Here is a 5857-nt window from a genome sequence, read left to right as displayed (position 1 = left end):
CCGCCGACGTGTCCACCAGGGCCGCCGCGCTGCCCGCCCGGCACCCCGCCGAACAGGCGTACGCGGCGCACGTCACCGCCGTCCTGGCCGGGCTCGCGCCCACCGGTCCCGCCGGGGCGCTCGCGCAGTGGCGGGCGGCGGTGGCGGCGTGGCGGACGGCCGGGCCGCCGTACCCGCTGGGCCGGGCGCGGCTCGGGCTGGCCGAGGCGGCCGCCGCGGCGGGCGAGCGGGACGACGTGGCCGCCGCGGTGCGGGAGACGGTCGAGGTGGCCGCCCGGCTCGGCGCCCCCCCGCTGGGCGAGCAGGCGGCGACGCTGGCCCGGCGGGTCGGGCTGCGCGGCACCGGGCGACCCGGGCCGGACCTGCTGACCAGCCGGGAACGGGAGGTGCTGCGGCTGGTGGCCGAGGGGCACAGCAACAGCCGCATCGCCGAGCGGCTGTTCATCTCGCCGAAGACGGCGAGCGTGCACGTGTCCCGGATCATCGCCAAGCTGGACGTGACCAACCGGGTGGAGGCCGCCGCGCTGGCCCACCGCCTCGGTCTGCTCGACCCGCCACCGGGCCTGCGTCAGCGGCGTGGCAGGTAGATCCGCCAGCCGGCGACCGTGACGACGTCGAGCGCGCCCGGTTCGGGGCCGAGGCGCGCGTCCAGCCGGGCGGCCAGCGGCGAGCCGGCGAGCGCCACCCAGGCGGCGTCCGGGTCGGCGGCCACCTCCCGCCGGTACGCGGGCAGCCGGTCGAATCCGGGGCGCAGGTCGTCCTCGACCACGGCGCAGAGCACGTTCTCGCCGGTGGCGTAGGTGAGCCGGTTGCACGTCCAGTAGCCGCCGCGCACGTGCCGGACGCCGAGCGCGCCGAGCGTGTCCACGAGCGAGCGGTGCCGGTCGGCCTCGGCGTGCACGGCCGGGGCCGCCCGGATCACCTCCACTGTGGTCGCCGCGCCGGTTCCGAGCACGCCCGCGAGTACCGCCACCGCCCCGACACCCGCCACGCGGGCCCTAGCCCCGGCCGCCCGTTCGCCGGCCGCCTTGATCGACTCCACCTCGGCGAGTGGGCGGACGGCCTGCCACAGTGGCCAGAGCAGGGCGGGCACCGCCACCGCCAGGCACGACAGGTACCGGCTGCTCTCGATCGGCGTCCGCCCGGCCGCGTTGCTGACCGCGTAGGCGGCGAGGACCCCGGCCGCGCCGCCGAGCAGCGCCAGCCGCACCCCGGCCGACACCCGCTCCACCGAGCGTGGACCGCCCCAGGTTCGTCGCAGGGTGTGCCACGCGGTGAACGCGGCGAGCAGCAACAGCAGCGGGAACGCGAGCGCCCACCAGAGCTGCCAGGTGGCGCACCGGCCGGGCGAGCAGAAGCCCATCGCCAGCGGCGGCCCGAGCACCAGCCCGCCGTACAGCCGGTCGGCCCAGTCCGCGGCAGCGCCCGTGCCACCGGCCGCCAGCACCGCGCTCACCGGGTTGCGGCCGTGCCGGAGGCTGTCCACCAGCATCGGGGCCGCGCCCAGCAGCAGCGCCCCGGCCAGCACCACGCCGGCCCGCCCGGCCAGTTCCCGCCACCGCCACGCCACCAGCAGCGCGCCGAGCGTCAGCACGTACGGCAGGATCAGCGGGTCCACCCAGAGCAGCACTCCGGCGATCAGCCCCCAGGCCGCCCAGCGGGGCAGCCGTGCGCCCGCCCCGGTCACGCAGAGCCCGACGGTGAGCAGCGCCAGCGCCGCGCCGGCCGGGTTCAGCTCCGGATAGCCGCCACCGGCGATGAGCTGGTTCTTCACCACCCGGTCCGCGCCGAGCGCCAGCACGGCGACGACCAGCAGGGCGTACCAGCGGTCACCGCCGAGCCGCCGGGTCAGCCGCCAGGACAGCAGCAGGAACAACGCGTACAGCGCCAGCGTGGGCAGCCGCAGCACGAGCACCGACGGTCCGGCCAGCGCGATCAGCGGCGCGGCCAGGTACGCCTCCAGCGTGCCCATGTACGCCTGGCCGTAGAACCAAACCGGGAAGCCGTCGCCGCGGGCGATGTGCAGGGCGGCCAGCCCCATCGTCGCCTCGTCGCTGTTGGTGGGCGGCACGTCGGCGAACAGCAGCGCCAGCCGGTAGCCCACAGCGGCGAACCCGACGAGCACGGCGAGCAGCGTCGGTAACGGCAGCCGCCGGGGCGTACGGGAGCGCACGGTCTCGCGTGGCTCCTCGCGTACCCCGGCGGTCATGCCTGTGATCATGGCATCCGGCGGGCGGCCGGCGGCGGGTGACGCGGTCGACGGCCGGCCTCAGCCGGCGGCGACGACCTCCCGGCGGGCGTCGAGCGCCTGCTGGTAGAGGCGGCCCGCGCGGTACGACGAACGGACCAGCGGGCCGCTCATCACGCCCGCGAAGCCGATCTCCTCGGCCTCCTCGCGCAGCTCGACGAACTCCTCCGGCTTGACCCAGCGGGTGACCGGGTGGTGCCGGGGGGAGGGGCGCAGGTACTGCGTGATGGTGATCAGCTCGCAGCCCGCCTCGTGCAGGTCGCGCAGCGCCTGGGACACCTCGGCGCGCTCCTCGCCCATGCCCAGGATGAGGTTGCTCTTGGTGACCAGGCCGTCGGCGCGGGCCTGGCGGATCACGTCGAGCGAGCGCTCGTAGCGGAACGCCGGGCGGATCCGCTTGAAGATGCGCGGCACCGTCTCCACGTTGTGCGCCAGCACCTCGGGCCGCGAGCCGAACACCTCGGCGAGCTGCTCGGGGACGGCGTTGAAGTCGGGGATCAGCAGCTCGACACCGCAGCCGGACTGCAGCGCGTGGATCTGCCGGACCGTCTCGGCGTACAGCCAGGCGCCACCGTCGGGCAGGTCGTCGCGGGCGACACCGGTGATGGTCGCGTAACGCAGACCCATCGCGGCGACCGACTCGGCGACGCGCCGCGGCTCGTCGGCGTCGAACTCGGCCGGCTTTCCGGTGTCGATCTGACAGAAGTCGCAGCGCCGGGTGCACTGGTCACCACCGATGAGGAAGGTGGCCTCCCGGTCCTCCCAGCACTCGTAGATGTTGGGGCAGCCGGCCTCCTGGCACACGGTGTGCAGCCCCTCGCGCGAGACGAGCCCGCGCAACTGGGTGTACTCCGGGCCCATCTTGGCCTTGACCTTGATCCACGGCGGCTTGCGCTCGATCGGCGTCTCGGCGTTGCGTGCCTCGATCCGCAGCATGCGCCGCCCCTCCGGGGCGACCGTCGCGGGGCGCGCGGGCTGCTCAGTCGTCGGCGCGGATTGCTCGATCGTCACAAAACCGAGCGTACGCCGGTCGGCGCCGGTCGATGAACGGCGGGCGACCGCCGTCACCCCGGAATCGCTGTGACACCGGACACGAAGGGCCAAAAATCCCGGTCACACCGCGAGGCGCCCGGTGCTAGCGTGCCGGGCAGAGCTGTGACGGAGCCGAGTAACGGACCGATCCGCCAGTCGAGAGAGCCGCCGGTTGCTGCGAGGCGGTCTGGCGCCGGGCCGTGAAGACCCTCCCGAGCTGCGGGAAGAACAGCGCCTGTGCGCCCAGTAGAGCCCGCCCGGCCGGCCCCGGTGAAAAGGCGACGAACGAGGCTCCCGCCCCGGCGGGAGCGAAGGTGTGGTGGCACCGCGAGGCTCCCGCTCGCCCACACCTCCCTGGGGATCGCGTTGCGATTGGTCAAGGAGGTAGTCGTCGTGCAACGCATCCTGTCCTCCCAACTTCCCACCCAGGTGGGCTCGACCGTGCGGCTCGCCGGCTGGGCCCACCGCCGCCGGCTGCTCAAGTCGGTGGCCTTCCTGGTCCTCCGCGACGGCGGCGGGCTCGCCCAGGTGGTGGTCACCGCGCCCGCCGTGCGCGCGCAGGTCGAGGCGCTCACCGAGGAGACGGTCGTCGAGGTGGTCGGCACGGTGGTCGCGAACCCGGCCGCGCCCGCCGGGGTCGAGGTCGTCGAGCCGACGGTACGTCCGCTCGGGCCGCCCGCCGTCCCGCCCCCGTTCGACCTGTACCGGCCGGTGCTGACGGCCGGCCTGTCCACCCAGCTCGACCACGCGCCGGTCGCGCTGCGGCACCCGAGCCGATCCGCCGCGCTGCGGATCTCGGCGGCGGCCGTGTCCGGCTTCCGGGCCACGCTCGACGGGCAGGGCTTCGTCGAGGTGCACACGCCGAAGGTGGTCGCCTCGTCCACCGAGAGCGGGGCGAACGTGTTCGCGCTGGACTGGTTCGGGCGTCCCGCCTACCTGGCCCAGTCGCCGCAGTTCTACAAGCAGCTCATGGTGGGCGTCTTCGAGCGGGTGTACGAGGTCGGGCCGGTGTTCCGCGCCGAGCCGCACGACACCGCACGGCATCTGGCCCAGTACACGTCGCTCGACGTCGAGCTGGGGTTCGTGGCCGACCACCGGGACGTGATGGCGGTGCTGCGGGACACGCTGGCCGGGATGGTGGCGACAGTCGCCGACCGGGCGGACGGCGCGCTGGCCACGCTCGGCGTGACGGCGCAGCAGGTGCCGGCCGAGATCCCGGCGGTGCACTTCACCGAGGCGTTGACGATCGCCGGCGCGCCGCCTTCCGAACCCGATCTGGCCCCGGCGCACGAGCGGGCGTTGGGGGAGTGGGCGCTCCGCGAGCACGGCAGCGACTTTCTCTTCGTCACCGGCTATCCGATGGCGAAACGCCCCTTCTACACCCACCCGGACCCGGCGCGGCCCGCGTACTCGAACGGTTTCGACCTGCTGTTCCGCGGCGTGGAGCTGGTCACCGGCGGGCAGCGGCTGCACCGGCACGCCGACTACCTGGCCGCGCTGGCGGCGCGGGGCGAGCCGGTCGAGCCGTACGCCGGGTACGTGGACGCGTTCCGGCACGGCATGCCGCCGCACGGCGGGTTCGCGATCGGGCTGGAGCGGTTCGTCGCGCGGCTGACGGGCGCGGCGAACGTCCGGGAGGTGACCGCCTTCCCGCGCGACCTGCACCGCCTCGCGCCCTGACGGCTGCGCCCTCGCGCGGCTTGCTCCGTGCCGGTCCGCGGCGGCGGGCTCGCTCCTAGCCGGTCCCGGTTCCGACCCCGATGGCGGGCGCGGGCTCGGCATCGGGCCGGCGGTCTCGCCGCCGACCTCCGGAATCGGTTCGGATCTGCCACTGAGCGTGACGAGAGATCGCTCGGCCTAGTGGTCACTCTCGGTGAGGGTTGTTGCGGGGCGGTCGAGAGGCCCTCGGCGTCGGCGGATTGCGCTGAGCTGGGGTTATGGCGGACTGCCGTCCGGAGGGAGGGAAGGGTGTCTGCGCCCTTTGCTCTGCAGCCACGAGCGCAACGGTCGACCGGGCGTGATCGTTGCGGATCTGGCTGCAGAGCAAAGTCGGCGAGAGGTCACATGCCGCGGACGCGGCGTTGTCACTCACCGTGACCGATGGCGGGGTGGGGGCTGGGCGAGCGGCGGTTCTGGGCGGACGGCGATCCGGACCGGTCGGCCACCGCGCCGCCGAGCGGTCGGGCCGGGCCGATCGGCCGGACCGGGCGGTCAGGCCGGGCCGAGCAGGTCCCAGAGGTTGCCGGCGATGTCGCGGAAGACCGCGACCCGGCCGTACGGCTCGGTGCGGGGCGGCCGGACGACCTCGACCCCCGCGTCGGCCATCCGGCGGTACACCGCCTCGAAGTCGTCGACCTGGAGGAAGAAACCCACCCGGCCGTGGGTCTGGTCGCCCACCGCACCGGCCTGGTGCTCACCGTCGGCGCGGGCCAGCAGCAGGCCGGTGCCACCGCCCGGCGGGCGTACGACCACCCAGCGCTTGGGCCGGCCGTCGTTCGTCAGCGAGGGCTTGTCCTCGGCCAGCTCGAACCCGAGCACCTCGGTGAAGAACGCGATCGCCGGGTCGTACTCGGCGAC

At 74.8% G+C, this 5857-nt stretch carries 5 protein-coding genes; 2 read left to right on the top strand and 3 right to left on the bottom strand.

The features are described from left to right. Nucleotides 1–587, top strand: a 587-nt coding sequence (locus KBX39_RS20720; RefSeq protein WP_210872048.1) for a response regulator transcription factor, incomplete at its 5' end; no start/stop codon positions are given. Here KBX39_RS20720 and KBX39_RS20715 read toward each other — a convergent pair. Both KBX39_RS20715 and lipA read right to left on the bottom strand, forming a co-directional pair. Then, nucleotides 569–2209 (bottom strand): DUF423 domain-containing protein, encoded by a 1641-nt coding sequence (locus tag KBX39_RS20715; protein WP_247660402.1) that lies wholly within the window; start codon nt 2207–2209, stop codon nt 569–571. The two genes, KBX39_RS20720 and KBX39_RS20715, sit on opposite strands and share 19 nt — an antisense overlap. Nucleotides 2210–2269: 60 nt before the next feature. Continuing rightward, entirely contained in the window at nt 2270–3316 is a 1047-nt protein-coding gene (gene lipA, locus KBX39_RS20710; RefSeq protein ID WP_166456624.1) for a lipoyl synthase, read from the bottom strand. A gap of 357 nt (nt 3317–3673) precedes the next feature. Between lipA and aspS the strand changes: the two genes are divergently transcribed. Beyond that, nucleotides 3674–4960 (top strand): aspartate--tRNA(Asn) ligase, encoded by a 1287-nt coding sequence (aspS, locus tag KBX39_RS20705; protein WP_210872045.1) that lies wholly within the window; start codon nt 3674–3676, stop codon nt 4958–4960. 531 nt (nt 4961–5491) lie between these two features. Here the strand turns inward: aspS and KBX39_RS20700 are convergent. After that, nucleotides 5492–5857: VOC family protein (locus tag KBX39_RS20700; protein ID WP_210872043.1), on the bottom strand; the 366-nt coding region annotated here is incomplete at its 5' end.

It is taken from the genome of Micromonospora sp. D75, from assembly GCF_018070405.1.
Taxonomy (GTDB): domain Bacteria; phylum Actinomycetota; class Actinomycetes; order Mycobacteriales; family Micromonosporaceae; genus Micromonospora; species Micromonospora chalcea.
The sequence above is the reverse complement of the archived record's forward strand: the minus strand, read 5'-3'. Positions and strand labels throughout refer to the sequence as shown.

Coding starts and splice junctions, on each gene's coding strand:
- KBX39_RS20715 (WP_247660402.1), bottom strand. CDS start 2,209: ATGACCGCCGGGGTACGCGAGGAGCCACGCGAGACCGTGCGCTCCCGT.